This is a genomic window from Amycolatopsis sp. NPDC051372 (genome assembly GCF_040682095.1).
In the GTDB taxonomy this organism is placed as follows: Bacteria; Actinomycetota; Actinomycetes; order Mycobacteriales; family Pseudonocardiaceae; genus Amycolatopsis.
The window spans coordinates 36,358-55,032 of the sequence record NZ_JBFBAF010000024.1 but is presented as its reverse complement, the minus strand read 5'-3'; the positions used below and the strand labels follow the sequence as shown (position 1 = coordinate 55,032).

Here is an 18,675-nt window from a genome sequence, read left to right as displayed (position 1 = left end):
GCAAAGGTCGGCTGGTTTTGGCCGGTTAGGTCCGGGAAGGGCCTCCGAGGAATTCCTCGGAGGCCCTTCCCGGCTTCAGGACTCCGAAACCAGCGCCAGGTAGACGTCGACCTGCGCGACGAAGTCCGTGAGGTCCACGCCGAGCAGCTCGGCGGCGCGGCCGATGCGGTAGCGCAGGGTGTTCACGTGGATGTGCAGGGTTTTCGCCGCGCGCGTGGGGGAGCCGGAGCACTCGAGGAACACGCGCACGGTGCGCACGAGGTCGGAGTGCTGCTCGGCGTCGTAGTCGAGCAGTGGCCCGAGCAGGCGCCGGCGCAACGCGGCGCGCAGGTCGGTGGACGTGCCGGCGAGCAGGAGCTGGTGCACGCCGAGCGCGGCGGCGGGCACGACCACCACGTCGCCTTCCCGGTCCGCCGCAAGGGAAAGCGCGTGGCGCGCCACCTCGAACGCGCCGCGTGATTCCGCCGCGGGCACGGCATCGCTGACACCGGCGAGGATCCGCGTCGCGCGCAGCAGGGGTTCCACTGTGGACAGAGCGGTCACCGCGTCGTCGGCCCAGCCGGCAGGCCACGAGCCGTCGTCGGCGACGAGGGCGAGCGCCTCGGTGTGGTCGCGGCTGCCGGTCGGTGTGACGGCTTTCCCGGTGGTGGCCAGGAGTTCGGCGAGGACGTCGTCGGCCTCGGCGCTGTCCTCGGTCCGCAGGGCGACCGCGCGGACGTTCCCGCCGAGCGGCGCCGGCGACGGACGCGACCGCGCGCGAGCCAACCCGACGAGCCCGGCCAATTCCTCGGCGAGTTCGGTCTGCGCGGTGCTCAGCGGTCCGTCCACGGCGAGCAGCCACGGCACCGCGTGGCGGCTCTCCACCGGCAGCACGGTCAGGCCGCCGGCCGCCGTCGGCCGGGCGCGGGCGGCGGCGAACTGGCGCACGGGCTCGGCCGCCGACACCGGCAGCGGCCCCGTGCCGGCCACCACGCGGGGCACGCCCGAGAGGACCCAGCACGCCGTGCCGAGCTCCTCGGCCGCGCGGGCCAGCAGGTGTTCCAGCGGCGCGTCCTCCGCCGCGGCGGTGAGCAAGCGTTTGCGCGCTCCATCGGCGGCGGCCGCGAGGGCGAGTACCACGCGCTCGGTGACCACGGCGAACGACAGGTCCGGCGGTACCTCCAGCAGCGGGACGCCGTGGCGCGCGCACGTGTCGATGAGGTCTTCCGGGATGCCACCGGCGTCGGCGCCCGACGCGGCCAACGCGGCGGCGCCCCCGGCCGCGAGCGCCGCCACGAACGGCTCGGCGTCACCCGGCGCGCGCCACCACAGCAGCCCGGACAGCACGAGCTCACCCGCCGTCAGGTAGCGGCCCGGGTCGGGCAGCTCGGTCACGTAGATCCGCGTGACGGCGCGGTCGAGCAGGTCCTCGGCAGTGCTCGGGTGCGGGCGCAGGCCGGGCAGGCCCAGCAGGGTTCTCACGGTCGTCATCAGGCTTGTAGGAAAGCACAAACGGGTGGTCTTCCGCTGGGACGGCTTTCATGGCGGGGCACCGTTGCCGCGCGGGCGCGTTCGGCGTGTACTGGGACATCAGCCCGTGGGGAGGAGCTCGAGCGTGGATTTCCTGCGACCCGCCGACCTGGCCGAGGCGCTGGCCGTGAAGGCCGAACGGCCCGACGCGGTACCGATCGCCGGTGGCACGGACGTGATGGTGGAGCTGAACTTCGACCACCGCCGCCCGGCCGCGCTGCTCGATCTCACCGGCGTCGCGGAGCTGGCGGAGTGGTCCACTTCGGACGGGACCGTCCGGCTCGGCGCGGCCGTGTCTTATTCGCGCGTGATCACCGAGCTGGGTGAACCTTTGCCCGCGTTGGCGATGGCCTCGCGCACGGTCGGTTCGCCGCAGATCCGCAACCGCGGCACGGTCGGCGGCAACCTCGGCGCCGCGTCACCGGCCGGCGACACGCACCCGGTGCTGCTCGCGCTCGGCGCGCGCGTGGAGGTCGCGTCCGTCCGGGGCACGCGCGTGCTGCCGGCGGAGGAGTTCTACCTCGGCGTGAAGCGCAACGCGCTGGAGCCCGACGAGCTGATCACCGCCGTCCACCTGCCCGCGCACGCGGGTCCGCAGCAGTTCGCGAAGGTCGGCACGCGCAACGCGATGGTGATCGCCGTCTGCTCCTTCGCGGTGAACCTGCGGCCTTCGCAGCGCCAGGTGGGCGCCTCCGTCGGGTCCGCCGCACCCACCCCGCGCCGGGCCCGCGCGGCCGAGGAGTTCCTGGCCGCCGAGCTGCCGTGGGACGCGCCCACGGCGTTGGCGGACTCGCTCAAACGGCGCTTCGCCGAGCTCGTCGCCGAGGCCGCCGCACCGATCGACGACGTCCGCGGCAGCGCGGACTACCGAAAACACGCCCTGGCCGTGCTCGCTCGGCGCACGCTGACCTGGGCCTGGGACGAACACCGGGGGAGTGAGCGCACGTGCGCGTGAACGTGACCGTCAACGGCGAGGCCCGCGAGGCCGACGACGTGTGGGAAGGCGAGAGCCTGCTCTACGTGCTGCGCGAGCGGCTCGGCCTGCCGGGCTCGAAAAACGCCTGTGAGCAGGGCGAATGCGGATCCTGCACGGTGTACCTCGACGACGTGCCGGTGTGCTCGTGCCTTGTGGCGGCCGGCCAGGTCGAGGGCCACTCGGTCCGGACCGTCGAGGGCTTGGCCGACGGCGACAAGCTGGATCCCGTGCAGCAGTCCTTCGTGGACAACGGCGCCGTGCAGTGCGGTTTCTGCACGCCCGGTCTCGTTGTCGCGGCCCACGACCTGCTCAACCGCGTGGCGCAGCCCAGCGACGAGGAGATCCGCGAGGCGCTGGCCGGGAACCTGTGCCGGTGCACGGGGTACGAGAAGATCCTCGACGCCGTCCGCGCCGCCGCTGTCGTGAAGGGCGGCGCCGTGAAGGGTGGTGTCGCATGAGGACGGTCGTCGAGAACGCCGCGATCGCCACCGTCAGCGGCCCCGAATACGGCTCGGGGTACGTGCTCCTGGACAACGGCGTGATCGCCGAAGTCGGCGAAGGCACCTTCACCGGCGACGCCGAGGAGCACGTCGACGCGTCCGGCTGCCTCGTGACGCCCGGCCTGGTCAACACCCACCACCACCTCTACCAATGGGCCACGCGCGGGATGGCGGCCGACCACACGCTGTTCGAGTGGCTGGTCGCGCTCTACCCCGTGTGGAGCCGCCTCGACGCGGAGATCACGCACGCCGCCGGCACCGCCGGGATGGCGCGGCTCGCGCTGACCGGCTGCACGACCGTGGCCGACCACCACTACGTCTTCCCGCGCGACGGCGGCGACCAGGTCGAGGCGCTCGTCGCGGCCCGCCAGCGCGTCGGCGTGCGGCTGCACCTCGTGCGCGGCTCGATGGACCGCGGCGAGTCCGACGGCGGGCTGCCGCCGGACAACCTCGTCGAGGGCACCGACGCCGCGCTGGTCGGCACGGAGGCGGTCATCGACCGGTTCCACGACTCGTCGCCCGACGCACGCCTGCGGATCGCGGTCGGCCCGTGCTCACCGTTCTCCGTCACCGAGCGGCTGATGACCGGCGCGGCGGACCTGGCGCGCCGCAAGGGCGTGCGGCTCCACACGCACCTGGCCGAGACGCTCGACGAGGAACGCCAGTGCCTCGCCGAGGTCGGCTGCACGCCGGCCGAGTACGCGGACAAGCTCGGCTGGCTGGCGGGCGACGTCTGGCTCGCGCACACCATCCACCTCTCGCTCGACGCGATCCGCCGCTTCGGCGCCACCGGCACGGGCTCGGCGCACTGCCCGACGTCCAACGGCCGGCTCGGCGCGGGCATCGCCCCGGTGCGGGACCTCCTGGACGCCGGTGCGCCCGTGGGCCTCGGGGTCGACGGCGCCGCGTCCAACGAGTCCGGCGGCCTCGGAGAGGAGCTGCACCAGGCGCTGCTGCAGGCTCGGCAACGCGGCGGGCCGACCTCGCTGACCACCCGGGAAGCGCTGTGGCTCGCCACGTTGGGCGGCGCGCGCTGCCTCGGCCGCGACGCCGAGCTGGGCTCGATCGAGGCCGGCAAGCTCGGTGACCTCGCCGTGTGGGACCTGTCGGGGCTCGAGTACGCGGGCATCACCGACCCGGTCGCCGCGCTCGTGCTGGGCGCGACCCCACCGTTGGCGCGACTGCTCGTGGGCGGCCGGACCGTGGTGGAGCACGGCGCGCTGCATGAGGAGGACGAGTCCGCGATCGCCCGCGACCTGGCCGCCGCGAGCGCCCGGCTGCGGGAGGACCGATGACGACCACCACCACTTCGCAGGCCACCGGCACCACCAACGGCGTCGGGGCCGATGCGCCGAGGCCCGACGGCACGGTGAAGGTGCGCGGCGAGTTCGCGTACTCCTCGGACCTGTGGCACGAGGACATGCTGTGGGGCGCGACCCTGCGCAGCCCCCACCCGTACGCGCGGATCACCGGGATCGACCTCACGCAAGCGCTTGCGGTGCAAGGGGTTTACGCCGTGCTGACCCATGAGGACGTGCCCGGCGTCAACCGCTACGGGCTGGAGCACGCCGACCAGCCGGTGCTGGCCGACGACGTCGTGCGCTACCAGGGGGAGCCCGTGGCGCTCGTCGCCGCCGACCACCCGGAGACGGCGCGGCGGGCGATGAAGCGGATCAAGGTGACGTACGAACAGCTGTCGCCCGTCACCAGTTCCGAGGCGGCGGTGCGCGGAGAGGGCCCGTCGTTGCACCCGGACGGCAACGTGGTGCGCCACGTGCGGATCCGCCGTGGCTCCGAGGACGTGCGGGCCGACGTCGTGGTGTCCGGGGTGTACGAGGTCGGCATGCAGGACCAGGCCTTCCTCGGCCCGGAGTCGGGGCTCGCGGTGCCCGACACTGTCGGTGGCGTGGACCTGTACGTCGCGACGCAGTGGCTGCACGTCGACCAGCAGCAGATCGTCGCCGCGCTCGGCCTGCCGGTCGAGAAGGTGCGGCTGACGCTCGGCGGCGTCGGCGGGGCCTTCGGCGGCCGCGAGGACCTGTCGATGCAGGTGCACGCGTGCCTGCTCGCGCTGCACACCGGCAAGCCGGTGAAGATGGTCTACAACCGCGAGGAATCCTTCTACGGCCACGTGCACCGGCATCCGGCGAAGATGTACTACGAGCACGGCGCCACCTCCGACGGCCGGCTCATGTACGTCCGCGCGCGCCTGTTCCTCGACGGCGGCGCGTACGCGTCGTCAACGGGCGCGGTGGTGGCCAACGCGGCGACGCTCGGCGTCGGACCGTACACAGTGGACAACGTGGCGGTGGACTGCTGGGGCGCCTACACGAACAACCCGCCGTGCGGCGCGATGCGCGGCTTCGGCGCGGTGCAGGCGGCTTTCGGGTACGAGTCGCAGATGGACAAGCTGGCCGCCGCGTGCGGCCTCGACCCGGTCGAGCTGCGCATCCGCAACGCGATGACCGAGGGTGCCGTGATGCCGACGGGCCAGGTCGTGGACTCGGCCGCGTCCGTCGCCGAGCTGCTGGAACGCTTGCGCGCCAGGCCGTTGCCCGCTTCGCGCTCGTTCGACCTCCGCCACCTGCCCGGCGGCGTCTCCAACACCACGCACGGCGAAGGCGTGGTGCGGGGTGTCGGGTATGCCGTGGGGATCAAGAACGTCTGCTTCTCCGAGGGCTTCGACGACTACTCCACCGCGCGCGTGCGCCTGCAACTCGTCGGCGGCGAGCCGGCGGCCACTGTGCACACCGCGGCGTGCGAGGTCGGGCAGGGGCTCGTGACGATCATGCAGCAGATCGTGCGCACGGAGCTCGGCGTGGAGCAGGTGACCGTGCTGCCCATGGACACCTCCATCGGCAACGGCGGCTCCACGTCGGCGTCCCGCCAGAGCTACGTGACCGGCGGCGCCGTGCAGGCCGCTTCCGCTGCTGTGCGCTCCCGCCTCATGGCCCACGCCGGCCTGCCTGTTTCCACGCGGGTAGCCGGCGGCAAGCTCGTCGCGTCCGACGGCGTGGTGCTGGCGGATCTCGCGTCGGTGCTGGGGTCCTCGACGTTCGACGAAACGGTCGAATGGCGCCACCGCCCGACTTATCCGCTCGACCCTGTCACCGGCCAGGGTGTCGCCCACGTGCAATACGGCTTCGCCGCCCACCGCGCCGTGGTCGACGTGGACGTGGAGCTGGGCCTGGTGAAGGTCGTCGCGCTCGACTGCGCCCAGGACGTCGGCCGCGCCCTCAACCCGCAAGCCGTCCTCGGCCAGATCCAGGGTGGCTCCGCCCAAGGCCTCGGCCTCGCCGTCATGGAGGAAATCCAGGTCGACGCCGGCCGCGTCCGCAACCCCTCCTTCACCGACTACCTCATCCCCACCGTCCTCGACATGCCCCCGATGTCCATCGACGTTCTCGAACGCCCCGACCCCCACGCCCCCTACGGCCTCCGCGGCGTCGGCGAACCCCCCACCATCTCCTCCACCCCGGCCATCGTCGCCGCCATCCGCGCCGCGACGGGCCTGGCGCTCACCCGGGTGCCGGTCCGGCCGGAACACCTGACGGGAACCTGAGGATCATCGACCTCCCGCGGCACGGCGTGGTCGCCGGGCTCGCTGACCGTGGACCCGTCGGCGTTGATCTCGGGTATTCCTCGCTGGCGGTTTTCGAGCAGGCCGCCGCGGCGCTGCGGGCCGCGCTCGGGGCCAAGATTGCCGGTTCCGAGCCGGAGAACGCGGTCCGTGCCGTGGTGTCCGGTTGGTGAATGGCGGGCTGGCGGGCGACGCGGCGCAGTGGTTGAGTCGACGCGGAACGTCCGATGTGGATCAGACGGGGGAGCGCGCATGCCGGACCGCGGACACGACCGCCTTTTCAACCCACTCACCACAAAAGGCACGGCGTTCACCCACGACGAGCGGCGCCGACTCGGCCTGCTCGGCCTCCTCCCCCTCGCCGAGAAGACGATCGGCGAGCAGGTGGCGCACACCTACCAGGAGTTCGCGCGCCAGCCCGCCGATCTGGACAAGCACGTGTTCCTGCGTGAGTTGCAGGACCGCAACGAGACGCTCTTCTACCGGCTGCTCGCCGAGCACCTGGAGGAAACCCTCCCGATCGTCTACACGCCCACCGTCGGTGAGGCGTGCCAGCGCTTCAGCGAGATCTACCGCCGCCCGCGGGGCCTGTACGTGGCCTACCCCGACCGGGAGCACCTGCGCGAAGTGCTGCGGAACCGGCCCCGCGAAGAGGTCGACGTCATCGTGGTCACCGACGGGCAGCGCATTCTCGGGCTGGGCGACCAGGGCATCGGCGGCATGGGCATCCCCATCGGGAAGCTGTCGCTGTACACGCTTATCGGCGGCATCGACCCGGCGCGCACGTTGCCGATCATGCTCGACGTGGGCACCGACAACGTCGAGAGCCTCGAAGACCCGCAGTACCTGGGCTGGCGCCACCGGCGCATCGGCGACGACGAGTACTACGCGTTCGTCGACGACTTCGTCACGGCGGTGCGCGAAGAGCTGCCCGAGGTGCTGCTGCAGTGGGAGGACTTCGCCACCGCGCACGCCCAGCCGATCCTCAAGCGCTACCGCGACCGCCTGCTCACCTTCAACGACGACATCCAGGGCACCGCCGCCGTCGCGGTCGGGGCGCTGCACGGCGCGGCGAAGGTGGCCGGGCGGCCGTTGTCCCAGCAGCAGGTCGTGATGCTCGGCGCGGGCTCGGCCGGTATCGGCGTGCTGGAGATGATCCGCCAGGAGATGGTGGCGCAGGGCCTGTCCGACGCCGAAGCGGCCGAGCGGATCTGGGTCGTCGACATCGCGGGCCTGCTCACCGACGACCGCACCGACCTGTCGGAAGGCCAGCGCCGCTTCGCGCAGCCGGCCGCCAAAACCCAAGGCTGGACCGGCGCCGGGCTGGCCGACGTCGTGCACAACGTCGACGTCGGCGTGCTGCTGGGACTCTCGACGGCGGTGGGCGCGTTCACCGAGGAGATCGTGCGCGAGCTGGCCGCCAAGACCGACCGGCCGATCATCTTCCCGCTCTCCAACCCCACCAGCCGGGCCGAGGCGACTCCGCGGGAGCTGGACGAGTGGACCGACGGCCGCGCCCTCGTCGCCACGGGCTCGCCGTTCGCACCGGTGGCGCGCGACGGCAAGCAGCATCGCGTCGCGCAGTGCAACAACGTCTACATCTTCCCGGCCATCGGCCTGGCCGTCACGGCCGTCGGCGCCACGCGCGTGACCGACGCGATGATGCGCGTCGCCGCGAAGACACTCGGCGAAGCGTCACCCGCGCTCAACGACCCGGACGAACCACTTCTGCCGGCGTGGGAAGACGTGCCGGAGGTCGCCACGCGGATCGCCACGGCCGTGGCCGAGCAAGCCGTGCAGGACGGCGTCGCCGCGGCGAACGACGACCTCGCCGAAACGGTCCGCCGGGCCCGCTGGACGCCCGACTACCGCTGACGATCCGATAAGTTCGGCACGTGGGCGTTGCCGAGCTCCTGGCCGAGATCGCGACCGACGGCGACTACACCCCGCTTCCCCTGCGCAACTTCAGGGCGGAGGCCTCGCCGCGGTAGGCGAGGCGCTGGCGTCGCCTTCGTTGCGGGAGGCGGCGCTGGCCGTGCTCGCCACGCTGGGCGAACCGTTCGACCCAGCTTTGCTGCCGGCGGAGCAGCCGCTGCCCCTGAACGCGTGCGAGTTCTGGTACGCCCTGCCGACGACTGACCAGGCGGCGGTGCTGGACGCGTTCGGCCTGTCGGCCCCGGTGCCGGTGACGATGCGCATGGGCCGGCTGGCTTGGTGGTACCAACGGCTGAACTGGGGGCAGGACCACGGCCGGTGCTCGGTGGTCTACGTCAGCCCGGTGCTGAACGGCTGGACCCTGGTGTTCGGCGAGCCGGCGGAGGACTTTCACGGCACGCTTGCCGACGGCGTCGAAGACCCTTACGACGTCAAGCAGATGTGGGCTGATGAGGCCGCCCACCGGATCGTGCGGAGGGACCGGTGCGCCGCGCTCAGCCGGCGGTTCGGCGCGACGCACCTGTATCTGAGGAGCCACGGCGACTCGACGACGTCGTGGTTCATCGCGGAGCACGGGACCGTCATCCGCTGGTACGACCTGATGGTGCCGGAGGAGCAGATCGGGCCGCCGCATCCGGGCGAGGCGGGTTTCAGGTTGCCGCACGAGGACAATCCGTGGCCCGACGGTTCCTTCGACGACAACGTCCGGTCGTACGTGGGAAAGGAACTGTCGCTGAAGTTCCACGATCGCTACCGGCAGCTGCAAGCCGAGTACAACTTGCCCGACAAGTGCGACGCCGACGACATCGCGGCCCGGCTGTCCGTCGATCCCCGGGACCTCGGCCCCACCACCGTGGTCCAGGGCCACGGGGTCCTCGCCCGCACCGGCTGCCCGGACTGACACCCCCTACCGCCGATGCCCGTCGTCGTCGAGGTCCGTCAGCAGCCGGCGGGCGACGTCGACCACGGCGGCGCCCGCCACGGCCATCGGATCCGGCGAACGCATCGACCGCGCCAGCACGAACGCGCCCTCCAGGCTGGTGATCAACGCGATCGTCAGCACCCGCCCCTGCTCCGCCGGCAGCCCGAACGCCGCGAACCCAGCCGTCCCCGCGTCGATCCACGCGGTGAACACGTCGGCCGTCGCCTGGCGCAGGGGTTCGCTCGTTGTCGCGACTTCCAAAGCCACCGTGGCGATCGGGCAGCCCTCGACGTAGTCCGTCTCCATCAGCGTGGTAACCCCGGAGGCGAAGAACGCCTCGATGCCCGCCACCAGGTCCGGCGCCGGCGAGATGAACACGTCGAACAGCTGCGCGTACTCCATCCCCGACGTGCGGATGACCTCTTCGGCGAGCTGTTCCTTGCCACCGGGGAAGAAGTGGTACAGCGAGCCGAAGGGCGCGCTGGCCTTCTCGACGATCTGCTTCACGCCCGTGCCGGTGTAGCCACCGCGGCGGAAGAGCTCCGCGCCCGCGGCCAGGATGCGGTCCTTCGTGCCTGTCACGGCACCGAGGATAGCTCCGGGGCGGTAGAGCGTTCTATCAACCGTTCGCCGAACACGAGGTTCAGCACCACGGCCGTGAGGCAGCCCGCGCTGATGCCGGAGTTCAGCACCACCTGCAGCGCCGCCGGAAATCCCGAGTAGAAACCCGGCACCGCGATGGGAATCAGGCCCACGCCCAGCGACGCGGCCACGATCGCGACGTTGCCGGGATGCTCGAACGACGCCTTCGCCAGCGTCCGCACGCCGCTCACCGCCACGCTGCCGAACAGCACCAGCCCGGCCCCGCCGAGTACCGGCTGCGGCACGAGCGCCACGATTCCGCCCGTCACCGGCAGCGCGCCGAGCACCACCAGAACCACACCGCCGGCCGCGACCACGTACCGGCTGACCATCCGTGTCAGTGACACGAGCCCGATGTTCTGCGCGAAGGCGTGCACGCGAACCCGCCGAACACGGTGCTCACGGCGGTGGCGAGCCCGTCGGCGCGCAGGCCGTCGGCCAGGGTCCGGCTCGTGGTCGGCCGTCCGACGATCTCGCCGAGCGCCAGCAGGTCGGCCGTGCTCTCGGCCATCACCACGAGCATCACGATGAGCATCGAGACGATCGCCGCGATGTCGAACACCGGCGCGCCGAAGTGGAACGGCGTGGCGATGCCGAACACGGGCGCCTGCTCGAGTGTCGACGTGTCGACTTCGCCCAGCGGCCACGCCAGCAACGTTCCGGCGACCAGGCCCAACAGCAGCGCGATCCGGCTCCAGAAACCCTTGAGGAACCGCGTGAACACCAGCACCGCGATCAACGTGACGCCCGCCAGCAGCAGTCCGCTCGGCCGCGCCGCCGGCTGTTGCGCGGAAATCCACTGCACGGCCACAGGCAGCAGCGAGACGCCGATGAGCGTGATGACGGTGCCCGTTACCACCGGTGGGAAGAACCGCGTGAGCTTCGAGAAGAACGGCGCGGCCAGCACCACGAACACACCGCCGACGAGCGTCGCGCCGTAGACGACGCCCAGCGCGTTGCCGGCGTGCTGCTGCGCGATCGACAGAATCGGCGCGACGGACGCGAACGTGACGCCGTTGACCAGCGGCAGCCGCGCGCCGAAGCGCCACACGCCGAGCGTCTGCAGGAGCGTGGCGAGGCCGGCGGTGAACAGGGACGCGCTGATGAGCAGGCTCAGCTGCCCGGGCGAGAGCCCGACGGCCGCGCCGATCACCAGCGGCGGGGCCACCACGCCGGCGTACATCGCCGCCACGTGCTGGATTCCGCCGAGCACGAGCTGTGGCCACTTCGGGCGCACATCGACGGGATGACGGGTAGCTCGTTCTGACATGTGCTCTCCCGGTGGGGATTCGGGGCTAGAGCACGGCGTCGGTCCAGGCCGGGCCGGGCTCTTCGGCTTCGTCGCGGACCGCGGTGCCTTCGATGAGGCCATACGGGCGGTCGGCGGCGTAGAACACCTCGCCTGAGTTCTCGAGGCCGAAGGGGCTCAGATCGACGAGGAAATGGTGCTTGTTCGGCAGGGAAAGCCGGACCTCGGCGACCTCGGGCCGTGCGAGCAGCACGGCCTCACCCATCGTGTACAGGGTCTGCTGCAACGACAGGCTGTGCTTCGTGGCGAACGCCTGAAGCAGCGTTCGCCGGATCTCCTGGTGGTTCTTCGCCCAATCAATGTCGGTGGCCGCCGGGTCGCCGTCGTAGCGCCAGCGTGCGGTGACAGCGGTGGCGAGAATGCGGTCGTCGGTCTCCGCGAGCGTCGTGTACTCGTCGCGTGGGAAGCCGTGGAACTCCGAGCCACCGGACTTGAGCACGGTCAGACCGTCCACACCGGACACCACCCACGCGCGGTCGGCGTGCACGGTCGCGGTGGTGATGCGGTTTTCGCCGCTGGAGCGGCTGAACGCGTGGTCGTGCGGCCGGCCGTCGACGGGGATGCGTTCCCAGGCGTGCTCGGCGACGGTGATGCGCGCGCCGGTGATCGCCTCCTGCGTGGCCACGAAGTGCCGGCCCAGGCGCAGCGCGAAGTCCTCGATCTCGCCGACGTCTTGCTGCTTGGCGAACGCGTAGACGGTGTTCTTCTGCGCGTCGGTGGTCAGCACGGCGCTGTTGTCGCCGGTCAGGTGCGTCGCGGCGAGGTCGCCGCGCAGGGCCGTGGACACGGTGAGGTCGCGCAGGTGGTGCACCGGACCGTCGCGGCGGACGGTGACCAGGCGGACCTCTGCCTTGCCGTACTGGTTGGGGCCCAAGGAGATTCCCACAGTCAGCTCCCTTTCAGCTGCCACGGTAGGTCGAGTAGGCGAACGGGCTCAGCAGCACCGGCACGTGGTGGTGCGAGGCGCCGTCGGTGATGCGGAACGCGATGGTGACGTCAGGGAAGAACGCTTCGGGCCCGAGGTAGGCGCCGGTGTCGAAGACCAGGCGGTAGACGCCGGGTTCGAGGGTCTCGGGGCCGAGGTCGCGGACGCGGCCGTCGTCGTCGGTGACGCCCTCGGCGAGCGGCGTGCCGTCGGCGCGTTCGAAGCGCACGGCGATGCCGGCGGCGGGTTTGCCCGCTGCCGTATCGAGGACGTGCGTCGTCACCAAGCTCATGCGTCAATCGCTTTCCGCAGGCGCAGCGCGGCGATCTTCGCCAGCTCCGCGCCCGCCACGTCGAGTTCGGTCTCGGGGTCGTTGCCCAGCCGCGACCGCAGGTTCGCGAGCAGTTCGGTGCCGGTGCGGCCGCCGGCGCACACGAGGAACACGTGGCCGAAGTGGGCTTCGTACTCGGCGTTGGCGGCGGCGAACTCGTCGGCGTTGTCCACACCGGACTGTTCGGAGCGCGACCACTCGGCGTCGGCGCCCTCGCTCGTCGGCTTCTCCCCGATCCGCGGGTGGGCGGCGATGGCGGCGCTCACCTCGTCGCGGTGCAGGGGAGTGGCTTTTTCAGCGGTGGTCAGGAGCGCGTCGAAGTCCGCGTACGGCCGGCCGGCGAGCACCGCGTCGACCCAGCGCGGCACGGCCAGGCAGGCCGTGAGCGCGGGCCGCAAGTCGGCGGCGTCGGCGGTGTTGAACTCGGCGAGTGCGAGTGGCACGGGATCTCCTCGCTGCGGGGGAGCTGGTGCCTGCCGACGGTACGGCGCCCCCGCGTCGCCGTCAACATTTTGTTGAACGTGCTGGTCAGTCCACTTCCCGGTTGAGGTAGTTGTAGACCGTGAAGCGCGTGACGCCCAGCGCCTCGGCCACCGCGGACACTGATTTCCGAAGGCTGAACGCGCCGCGTTCGCGCAGGAGCCGCACCGCCCGCTGCTTGTCCGGGCGGTCGAGGTCGCCGAGCTTCGCGCCCAGCTCGCGCTCGACGTCGGCGATGAGCCGGGCCAGCGCGGTGTTGAGCTCGACGGGCGGGGTCGGCCCGGGTTCGTCCGTGCGGCGCAGCTGGACCGTGACGCGCGTAGCGCCGCCTTCGAGGGCGGCTCGCGCGATGGCCGGCAACGAGTTCATCAGCTGGTCGGCCGGGCCGCGCGCGAGTGTGCCGAGTGGACCGAAGTCGGTGTCGAGTCCGGCGTCGCGCGCCGCGTCGCGAGCGCGCACGGCGTGCTCCGGCGGGGCGCCCTCGCCCTGGAAGGGTTCGCTGGTGAACTCGGCTTCTAGCTCCACCTGGTGACCGTAACGTGGAGGGCGAGGCGTTGACGAGGCGAGAGCGTCGTGGTTAATCTCGGTTGGCGAAAGAGTCTTTCCGTACTGTGAAACAAACCGTCGGTCTCGTCGACGGGAGAAGGAGTGTGCCCGCAGATGGATCTCGTGGTGCGCGCCGCACGTGCGGTGACGGCGGCCGGTGAGGGCCCCGCGACGCTGGGGGTCGACGGCGGCCGGATTGTCGTGCTGGAGCGGGGAATCGTCGACCTGCCGGGTGCTCGCGTCGTCGAGCTCTCGGCCGACGAGGTGCTGCTGCCGGGACTCGTGGACACCCACGTGCACGTGAACGACCCCGGCCGTGCCGAGTGGGAGGGCTTCGAGACCGCGACGCGCGCGGCCGCGGCAGGCGGGGTCACGACGATCGTCGACATGCCGCTCAACAGCCTGCCGCCGACGGTCGACGTCGCCGCGCTGGAGGTGAAGCGCAAGGCGGCTTCCGGGCGCACGCACGTGGACGTCGGCTTCTGGGGCGGCGCGATCCCCGGCAACATCAGCGATCTGCGTCCGCTGTACGACGCGGGGGTGTTCGGGTTCAAGTCTTTCCTGCTGCACTCGGGCGTCGACGAGTTCCCACCGCTCGACGCCGCGGGCCTGGAGGCGGCGCTTCGTGAGCTGACCTCGTTCGACGCGCTGATGATCGTGCACGCCGAGGACTCCGAGGCGATCGACGCCGCGCCGGACCCGCACGGCGAGAAGTACACCGACTTCCTCGGCTCGCGCCCGCGCGGCGCCGAGAACCTGGCCATCACGCACGTGATCGAGGCGGCCCGGCGCACCGGCGCCCGCGCGCACGTGCTGCACCTGTCCTCTTCGGACGCTCTGCCGCTGATCGCGACCGCCCGCCGCGAGGGCGTGGTGCTGTCGGTGGAGACTTGCCCGCACTACCTGAGTTTCGTGGCGGAGGAGATCCGCGACGGCGCCACGCAGTTCAAGTGCTGCCCGCCGATCCGGGAGGCGGCCAACCGGGAACTGCTGTGGCAGGGCCTCGCCGACGGCGTCATCGACACGATCGTGAGCGACCACTCGCCCTGCACGCCGGAGCTGAAACGCCTCGACACCGGCGATTTCGGCCTCGCGTGGGGCGGGATCTCCAGCCTGCAGCTGGGTTTGCCGGCGGTGTGGACGCAGGCGCGCCAACGCGGGTTCGGCCTCGCGGACGTGGTGCGGTGGATGGCAGAGCGCCCGGCGGCGCAGGTGGGGATGACGCGCAAGGGCCACCTCGCCGTGGGCTACGACGCGGACTTCTCCGTGTTCGCGCCGGACGAGGCGTTCGTCGTCGATGTCGCCGCGCTGAAGCACCGCAACCCGGTGAGCGCGTACGACCAGCGGCCGCTGGCAGGCGTGGTGCGCGGTACGTGGCTGCGGGGTTCGCCGGTGACCGGTGACGAGCCGCGGGGAGAGCTGTTGACCAGGGGGAACTGCTAGAGATGGAGGACCACGTGTCGCACGACCGTCCCGAGTGGACAGCCCAGCCGGACCTCGCTTCCCGCGTGTTCGGGGGCACGGTGATGTGGGCGAGCGACGAGCTGTTCGCCGAGAAGGAGAACCTCGTCAACCCGTGGCGCCCCGCGCACCGGGCCGAGACGTTCGGTCCGAAGGGCCAGGTCTACGACGGCTGGGAGACGCGCCGGCACCGCGAACCGGGTGACGACCAGGCCGTGCTGCGCCTCGGTGTCGCCGGTGTGGTGTCGGGCGTGGTGGTGGACACGGCGTTCTTCAAAGGCAACTACCCGCCGTTCGTGTCGGTGGAAGCGGTGTCGATGCCCGGTTACCCGAGCGCGGCCGAACTGTCCGAAGTGGACTGGGAGAAGCTGGTCGACCACAAGCCGGTGTTGGGTGACTCGGAGAACTTCTTCAAGGTGGCTTCCTCGAAGCGGTTCACCCACGTCCGCCTCACCCAGCACCCGGACGGCGGCGTGGCCCGCCTGCGCGTGCACGGCTCGCCGGTGCCCGACCCGGCGCTGCTGGACCCGCGCTCGCTCGATCTCGCCGCGCTGGCCAACGGCGGCGTCGTCACAGGCTGCAGCAACATGTTCTACTCGTCGCCCAGCAACCTGTTCACACCCGGGCTGGCCGCGCACCAGGCCGAGGGCTGGGAAACCGCGCGCCGCCGCGACGACGGCAACGACTGGGTGACCGTGCGCCTCGCCGGCGCCGGAATCGTCCGCTTCGCCGAGGTCGACACGAGCAACCTCAAGGGCAACGCACCGGGCTGGGCCGCGATCTCCGGCCGCCTCGACGACGGCGACTGGGTTTCTTTGCTTCCCCGCACTCGCCTGCAGCCGGACACCCGCCACCGCTTCGCCCTCGAAGACGGCCCGCAGATCAGCGAGGCCCGCCTCGATATCTACCCGGACGGCGGCCTCGCCCGCCTGCGCCTCTACGGCGAACTAACCAAACGCGGCCGCGAAGCCGTCACCACACGCTTCACCGAAACGACCGCGTGAGGTTCTAGGAGTTCGCGCCGGGCCGGTTCAGGTAGATCGAGGCGCACGACAGCAGCGTGCCGACGGCGAAGATCGCGCCGAGCCACCACGGTCCGCCGGTCACGACGTTCCAGATGAACCCCGCCGCCATCAACACGGCGGCCAGGGCGTTGCGCATCTGCAGCGGGGTCGGTTTGGCCATGCCGCCACCTTCTCACGGGCCTGACCAGCCTCTCGAGGCAGGACCGGCCATGATCGGGCGACTTGGCGGAGTGTGGCGCCCCGGCTGCGGACCGCGACGGGCGGCGCGGCTTGCGCGGCCGTACGCGGGCCGGGGTCGGGTGAGGGAGTGGGTAGCCGCGCGGGTCTGTTGCGTGCGGTTGGTGGCTGGGCACGGTCCGGCGACCGGCGAGGCTGCCGCCGAGCAGATCTCCGGTGCTCGGACCCGACGCGGTTTCACGAGGTGTCGCCTGCGCGCCGGCGTGGCGTGTTCGCGCAGGCCTGGGTGGCGCGGCTTGCGTGTCTGTTCTATGAGTTGTAGAACAGGTCAAAGAGCCTCACCGCGTTCCTCACCGCGGCTGTGCTGGTCGCGAGTGGCACCACCGCGGCCGCCGCCCTGCGCACCTTCCCGGAGCACCGATGATCCTCGACGTCGACCTCACCAGCGAGGTCCCGATCTACCAGCAGATCCACGACCGCGTGGTCGAGGCGATCGCGGCCGGCGAGCTCGCCGACGGCGACCCGTTGCCCTCGACGCGTCAGCTCGCCGTGGACCTCGGCATCAACTTCCACACCGTGAACAAGGCCTACGACCAGCTGCGGCGCGAGGGGCTGCTGCTGATCACCCGCAAAAGCGGCGCGGTGGTGCAGCGGGCCTCGACCGCGGATTTCGCGGCCGACTGGCAGGCGCGGCTGAAGACGCTGCTGGCCGAGGCGATCGCCCACGGGCTCACCGAACGAGAAGTCCTCGGCCACTGCGAGACGACGCTGCGGGCGTTCGAGGAGGTGCGCGCGTGATCGGGGTGATCGTGCTGCAGGACCTGCTGGCCCCGATGCTGTTGCTGGCCAGTGCGTGGGTGATGCCGTCGGTGGCGAAGCCGACGGTGCCGTTCGGGGTGCGCGTGCCGGCGGCGCGGGTGGCCGACCCGCTGATCGCCGAGCAGCGGCGGATCTACCGCTGGTGGGTGGGCGTGGCCGGGACCGCGCTGGTGGCCGCCGGGCTCATCGTGGGCGTGGTCGTGCAGAAGGTCCTGGTGCCGGTGCTCGTGGTCGTGGCGCTACTGGGGGTCGTCACGCCGGCGTATGTGCGGGCGCGCGCCGTGATCCGCTCGGCGAAGCGGCGCGAGGACTGGTTCCGGGGGCTGCGCCAGACGGTCAGCGCCGACACCTCCCGCGTCACGCGGCCGCCGTTCCCCTGGCTGTGGGCGGCCCCGGCGGTCCTGGTGCTCGCCGCGACCGTCGTGGTCGGCGTGGTGCGTTACCCGGACCTGCCCGCGACGTTGACGCTGCACTACACCGCGTCCGGCACCCCCGACCACACCGCCGCGAAGTCGGTGGGCAGCGCGTTCGGCCTGGTGTTCGTGCAGGCCGGGCTCACGGTGCTGTTCTCCGCGCTGGCCTACGTCGCCCCGCGGTTGCGGCCCGACCTCGATCCGGCGCGCCCGAAGGCCAGCGCCAGCCAGCACCGGCGCTTCACCGAGGCCATGCCGCGTCTGCTGCTGCTGTTCGGCGCGTGCGTCAACCTGACGATCGCCCTGGCGGCGGGCCAGATCTGGTCGGCTCCGGCGTCGGTCTCGGTGGTGCCGATCATCCTGCCGACGGTGGTGGGCGTCGCGGGCCTGTTGGTTTTCGCCGTCCGCTACGGCCAGGGCGGCAGCCGTCTGGAGACCGACGAAGAGCCGCCCCGCGACGCCGTCGAACGCGACGACGACCGCTTCTGGAAAGGCGGCCTGCTCTACGTCAACCGCGCCGACCACGCGGTGTTCGTGCCCAAGCGGTTCGGGCTCGGCTGGACGCTGAACTTCGGCAACCCCGTGGCGATCGGCGGGTTCGTGGTGCTGATCGCCGCGGTGGTCGTGGTGCCGTTGGCCGTCCGTTAAGGGGCGGCCTGGCGCCGCGAGCTGATCACGCCCGTGTTGAAGCCGGCCAAGTGCAGGCCGCCGGCGAAGCGCGCGTGCTCGATCTTCACGCAGCGGTTCATCACCACGTCGAGCCCGGCCTCGCGGCCGCGGTCGGCCACCTGCTCGTGCCACAGGCCCAGCTGCAGCCACAACGTGCGGGCGCCCGCCGCGAGGACCTCCTCGGCCACCTGTGGCAGGTCGTCGTGTTTGCGGAACACGCTCACCAGGTCGATCTCACCCGGCACGTCGGCCAGCGTCGGGTACACGGGCTTGCCGAGCAGCGTGTCGAGGCGCGGGTTCACGAAGTTGACCTCGTACCGCGTGGACGAAGTCAGGTACGTCGCCACGAAGTAGCTCGGCCGCGCCGGGTTGGCCGACGCGCCGATCACCGTCACCGACCGCGTGCGGCCGAGGATGCGCCGCCGCTCCACGGCCGAAACGTCGTAGTTCACCGCC

At 71.6% G+C, this 18,675-nt stretch carries 19 protein-coding genes and 1 pseudogene; 11 read left to right on the top strand and 9 right to left on the bottom strand.

What is annotated here, in order from left to right; translation table 11 throughout:
• Window positions 1–75 precede the first annotated feature (75 nt).
• Window positions 76–1,470 carry a helix-turn-helix domain-containing protein gene (locus AB0M56_RS32085; protein WP_364182921.1) on the bottom strand — a complete coding sequence of 465 codons (1,395 nt, stop codon included), beginning with the start codon at window positions 1,468–1,470 and terminating at the stop codon, window positions 76–78.
• Between the two features lie 124 nt (window positions 1,471–1,594).
• Here AB0M56_RS32085 and AB0M56_RS32080 point away from each other — a divergent pair, with 124 nt between their 5' ends.
• The 7 genes from AB0M56_RS32080 to AB0M56_RS32050 all read left to right on the top strand — a co-directional run bounded on the left by AB0M56_RS32080 (window position 1,595) and on the right by AB0M56_RS32050 (window position 9,401).
• Entirely contained in the window at window positions 1,595–2,464 is an 870-nt protein-coding gene (locus AB0M56_RS32080) for a xanthine dehydrogenase family protein subunit M (RefSeq protein WP_364182919.1), read from the top strand.
• Window positions 2,455–2,943: a (2Fe-2S)-binding protein gene (locus AB0M56_RS32075; protein ID WP_364182916.1), complete on the top strand. Its 489-nt coding sequence runs from the start codon at window positions 2,455–2,457 to the stop codon at window positions 2,941–2,943. The genes AB0M56_RS32080 and AB0M56_RS32075 overlap by 10 nt, the downstream gene beginning before the upstream one ends.
• Window positions 2,940–4,280 carry an 8-oxoguanine deaminase gene (locus tag AB0M56_RS32070; RefSeq protein WP_364182914.1) on the top strand — a complete coding sequence of 447 codons (1,341 nt, stop codon included), beginning with the start codon at window positions 2,940–2,942 and terminating at the stop codon, window positions 4,278–4,280. The genes AB0M56_RS32075 and AB0M56_RS32070 overlap by 4 nt, the downstream gene beginning before the upstream one ends.
• Window positions 4,277–6,547, top strand: coding sequence for a xanthine dehydrogenase subunit D (pucD, locus tag AB0M56_RS32065; RefSeq protein ID WP_364182912.1), 2,271 nt, complete (start codon window positions 4,277–4,279; stop codon window positions 6,545–6,547). Before AB0M56_RS32070 ends, pucD begins: the two co-directional genes overlap by 4 nt.
• Before the next feature lie 26 nt (window positions 6,548–6,573).
• Window positions 6,574–6,738 (top strand): hypothetical protein, encoded by a 165-nt coding sequence (locus AB0M56_RS32060; RefSeq protein WP_364182910.1) that lies wholly within the window; start codon window positions 6,574–6,576, stop codon window positions 6,736–6,738.
• A gap of 79 nt (window positions 6,739–6,817) precedes the next feature.
• Window positions 6,818–8,440, top strand: coding sequence for an NAD-dependent malic enzyme (locus AB0M56_RS32055; protein WP_364182907.1), 1,623 nt, complete (start codon window positions 6,818–6,820; stop codon window positions 8,438–8,440).
• A gap of 139 nt (window positions 8,441–8,579) precedes the next feature.
• On the top strand, window positions 8,580–9,401 hold the full coding sequence (locus tag AB0M56_RS32050; RefSeq protein ID WP_364182904.1) for a hypothetical protein: 822 nt from the start codon (window positions 8,580–8,582) through the stop codon (window positions 9,399–9,401).
• 6 nt (window positions 9,402–9,407) lie between these two features.
• Here AB0M56_RS32050 and AB0M56_RS32045 read toward each other — a convergent pair whose 3' ends face one another.
• The 6 genes and pseudogenes from AB0M56_RS32045 to AB0M56_RS32020 form a co-directional block, all read right to left on the bottom strand.
• Window positions 9,408–10,004, bottom strand: a complete 597-nt coding sequence (locus AB0M56_RS32045; RefSeq protein ID WP_364182901.1) for a TetR/AcrR family transcriptional regulator — start codon at window positions 10,002–10,004, stop codon at window positions 9,408–9,410.
• Window positions 10,001–11,334 (bottom strand): annotated as a pseudogene (locus AB0M56_RS32040) (nucleobase:cation symporter-2 family protein). The gene AB0M56_RS32045 and the pseudogene AB0M56_RS32040 overlap by 4 nt, the downstream one beginning before the upstream one ends.
• Before the next feature lie 25 nt (window positions 11,335–11,359).
• Window positions 11,360–12,259, bottom strand: a complete 900-nt coding sequence (gene pucL / locus AB0M56_RS32035) for a factor-independent urate hydroxylase (RefSeq protein WP_364182898.1) — start codon at window positions 12,257–12,259, stop codon at window positions 11,360–11,362.
• A 13-nt stretch (window positions 12,260–12,272) separates the two neighbouring features.
• A complete protein-coding gene (uraH, locus tag AB0M56_RS32030) occupies window positions 12,273–12,590 on the bottom strand; it encodes a hydroxyisourate hydrolase (protein WP_364182895.1) in 318 nt (105 codons plus the stop codon).
• A complete protein-coding gene (gene uraD, locus AB0M56_RS32025; RefSeq protein WP_364182892.1) occupies window positions 12,587–13,072 on the bottom strand; it encodes a 2-oxo-4-hydroxy-4-carboxy-5-ureidoimidazoline decarboxylase in 486 nt (161 codons plus the stop codon). The genes uraH and uraD overlap by 4 nt, the downstream gene beginning before the upstream one ends.
• 85 nt (window positions 13,073–13,157) lie before the next feature.
• Window positions 13,158–13,634 carry a helix-turn-helix domain-containing protein gene (locus AB0M56_RS32020; RefSeq protein WP_364182889.1) on the bottom strand — a complete coding sequence of 159 codons (477 nt, stop codon included), beginning with the start codon at window positions 13,632–13,634 and terminating at the stop codon, window positions 13,158–13,160.
• A 135-nt stretch (window positions 13,635–13,769) separates the two neighbouring features.
• Between AB0M56_RS32020 and allB the strand changes: the two genes are divergently transcribed.
• The gene (gene allB / locus AB0M56_RS32015) at window positions 13,770–15,098 is read left to right on the top strand and encodes an allantoinase AllB (RefSeq protein ID WP_364182887.1); all 1,329 of its coding nucleotides are present in this window, start codon (window positions 13,770–13,772) and stop codon (window positions 15,096–15,098) included.
• A 2-nt stretch (window positions 15,099–15,100) separates the two neighbouring features.
• A complete protein-coding gene (gene alc, locus AB0M56_RS32010; RefSeq protein WP_364182884.1) occupies window positions 15,101–16,120 on the top strand; it encodes an allantoicase in 1,020 nt (339 codons plus the stop codon).
• Window positions 16,121–16,124: 4 nt separating this feature from the next.
• Here alc and AB0M56_RS32005 read toward each other — a convergent pair whose 3' ends face one another.
• Window positions 16,125–16,301: a hypothetical protein gene (locus tag AB0M56_RS32005; protein WP_220237786.1), complete on the bottom strand. Its 177-nt coding sequence runs from the start codon at window positions 16,299–16,301 to the stop codon at window positions 16,125–16,127.
• Between the two features lie 437 nt (window positions 16,302–16,738).
• Between AB0M56_RS32005 and AB0M56_RS32000 the strand changes: the two genes are divergently transcribed.
• Together AB0M56_RS32000 and AB0M56_RS31995 are read left to right on the top strand one after the other, a co-directional pair.
• Window positions 16,739–17,116 (top strand): GntR family transcriptional regulator, encoded by a 378-nt coding sequence (locus AB0M56_RS32000; RefSeq protein ID WP_364182881.1) that lies wholly within the window; start codon window positions 16,739–16,741, stop codon window positions 17,114–17,116.
• Entirely contained in the window at window positions 17,113–18,198 is a 1,086-nt protein-coding gene (locus tag AB0M56_RS31995; protein ID WP_364182879.1) for a DUF5808 domain-containing protein, read from the top strand. Before AB0M56_RS32000 ends, AB0M56_RS31995 begins: the two co-directional genes overlap by 4 nt.
• Here the strand turns inward: AB0M56_RS31995 and AB0M56_RS31990 are convergent.
• Window positions 18,195–18,671 carry a CoA-binding protein gene (locus AB0M56_RS31990; RefSeq protein ID WP_364183174.1) on the bottom strand — a complete coding sequence of 159 codons (477 nt, stop codon included), beginning with the start codon at window positions 18,669–18,671 and terminating at the stop codon, window positions 18,195–18,197. The genes AB0M56_RS31995 and AB0M56_RS31990 overlap by 4 nt on opposite strands.
• Between the last annotated feature and the right edge of the window lie 4 nt (window positions 18,672–18,675).

Excerpts from the sequence above, each read along its gene's own strand:
- AB0M56_RS32085 (WP_364182921.1), bottom strand. The coding sequence starts at position 1,470 with ATGACGACCGTGAGAACCCTGCTGGGCCTGCCCGGCCTGCGCCCGCAC.
- AB0M56_RS32070 (WP_364182914.1), top strand. The coding sequence starts at position 2,940 with ATGAGGACGGTCGTCGAGAACGCCGCGATCGCCACCGTCAGCGGCCCC.
- pucD (WP_364182912.1), top strand. The coding sequence starts at position 4,277 with ATGACGACCACCACCACTTCGCAGGCCACCGGCACCACCAACGGCGTC.
- AB0M56_RS32055 (WP_364182907.1), top strand. The coding sequence starts at position 6,818 with ATGCCGGACCGCGGACACGACCGCCTTTTCAACCCACTCACCACAAAA.
- uraH (WP_364182895.1), bottom strand. The coding sequence starts at position 12,590 with ATGAGCTTGGTGACGACGCACGTCCTCGATACGGCAGCGGGCAAACCC.
- allB (WP_364182887.1), top strand. The coding sequence starts at position 13,770 with ATGGATCTCGTGGTGCGCGCCGCACGTGCGGTGACGGCGGCCGGTGAG.
- alc (WP_364182884.1), top strand. The coding sequence starts at position 15,101 with ATGGAGGACCACGTGTCGCACGACCGTCCCGAGTGGACAGCCCAGCCG.
- AB0M56_RS32005 (WP_220237786.1), bottom strand. The coding sequence starts at position 16,301 with ATGGCCAAACCGACCCCGCTGCAGATGCGCAACGCCCTGGCCGCCGTG.
- AB0M56_RS32000 (WP_364182881.1), top strand. The coding sequence starts at position 16,739 with ATGATCCTCGACGTCGACCTCACCAGCGAGGTCCCGATCTACCAGCAG.